The following is a 1,427-nucleotide window of genomic DNA, read 5'->3' as shown; positions in this document are numbered from 1 at the left end:
GGCAGGGACAGCGTGCGGTGACAGCCGTGCGGCGAGGAGGCGACATGGGTGGCGACGGCAACAGCGCCTTGGGCCACAAGAAGTTCAAGCGGTCCAGGAGCCATTTCACGGACCGGATCACCGCCGACGGACGGGACGGCTGGCCGGTGGAGTCCGGGCGGTACCGGCTGGTGGTCTCGCGGGCCTGCCCGTGGGCGAGCCGCGCGGTGATCTCGCGCCGGCTGCTCGGCCTGGAGCGGGCGCTGCCCATGGCGGTCACGGACCCGATCCAGGACGACCGGAGCTGGCGGTTCACCCTTGACCCCGGCGGCCGGGACCCGGTGCTGGGCATCCGGTACCTGGCCGAGGCGTACGAGAGGCGGGAGCCGGGCGCTCCTGGTGGGGTGAGCGTGCCCGCGATCGTGGACGTGCCGAGCGGCGAGCTGGTCACCAACGACTACCAGCAGCTCACCCTGGATCTCGCCACCGAGTGGACGTCCCTGCACCGCGAGGGCGCACCGGACCTGTATCCGGAGGAGCTGCGAGGCGAGATCGACGAGGTGATGGCGGAGGTCTACAAGGAGGTCAACAACGGGGTGTACCGGGCCGGGTTCGCCTCGGACCAGGAGACGTACGACGAGGCGTGCGCCGGCGTGTTCCGGCGGCTGGAGGCGCTGGCCGGGCGGCTGGCGGGGCAGCGCTTCCTGGTCGGGGACACGATCACCGAGGCGGACATCCGGCTGTTCACCACGCTGGTCCGCTTCGACCCGGTCTACCACGGGCACTTCAAGTGCAATATGTGGAAGCTGACGGAGAACCCGGTGCTGTGGGCGTACGCGCGGGACCTGTTCCAGACGCCGGGGTTCGGGGACACGGTCGACTTCGACCACATCAAGCGGCACTACTACCAGGTCCAGTCCGGCATCAATCCGACCGGGATCGTGCCGCTCGGCCCGGACCTCTCCGGCTGGCTGAGCCCGCACCACCGCGAGGAACTGGGCGGCCGGCCGTTCGGCGAGGGGACCGCGCCGGGACCCGTGGCGCCGCACGAGCGGGTGGGACCCCGAGGTCTGCCTGCATGAGGAGCGCGTGACGAGGAAGAAGCGAGACATGGCGAAGAACAAGACCAAGAAGAAACTCTCGCTCACCTACAAGCCGGTCGGCTTCGTGATGAGCTGGGCCGGCGGCGCGCTGGCCGGACTGGCCTTCCGCAAGGCGTGGATGGCGATACGGCACGAGGAGGACGCGCCCGACGCTCTGGACCGGGACCGCGGCTGGGGCGAGGTCCTGCTCGCGGCCGCCGTGCAGGGCGCGATCTTCGCGGTGGTGCGCAGCGCCGTGGACCGCACCGGGGCCAAGGCCATCGAGCGGTCGACGGGTGTGTGGCCGGTGGCCGACAACGGCGGCCGGGACTAGCCACCCGGAAGACCGGGGGTGACGGGCCGGTC

At 71.1% G+C, this 1,427-nt stretch carries 2 protein-coding genes; both read left to right on the top strand.

The genetic code is table 11. The annotated features are described in order from the left end of the window. Positions 1-44: 44 nt before the first annotated feature. The gene (locus ACFWN1_RS33270) at positions 45-1,061 is read left to right on the top strand and encodes a glutathione S-transferase family protein (RefSeq protein ID WP_384370491.1); all 1,017 of its coding nucleotides are present in this window, start codon (positions 45-47) and stop codon (positions 1,059-1,061) included. Between the two features lie 28 nt (positions 1,062-1,089). After that, on the top strand, positions 1,090-1,395 hold the full coding sequence (locus tag ACFWN1_RS33265; RefSeq protein WP_384370488.1) for a DUF4235 domain-containing protein: 306 nt from the start codon (positions 1,090-1,092) through the stop codon (positions 1,393-1,395). The last annotated feature ends 32 nt before the right edge of the window (positions 1,396-1,427 follow it).

Origin of the sequence: Streptomyces sp. NPDC058459 (assembly GCF_042721685.1) — a bacterium.
Classification (GTDB): Bacteria; Actinomycetota; Actinomycetes; order Streptomycetales; family Streptomycetaceae; genus Streptomyces.
Note: the sequence above shows the minus strand (reverse complement) of the source record. Positions and strands in the feature narration are given on the sequence as shown.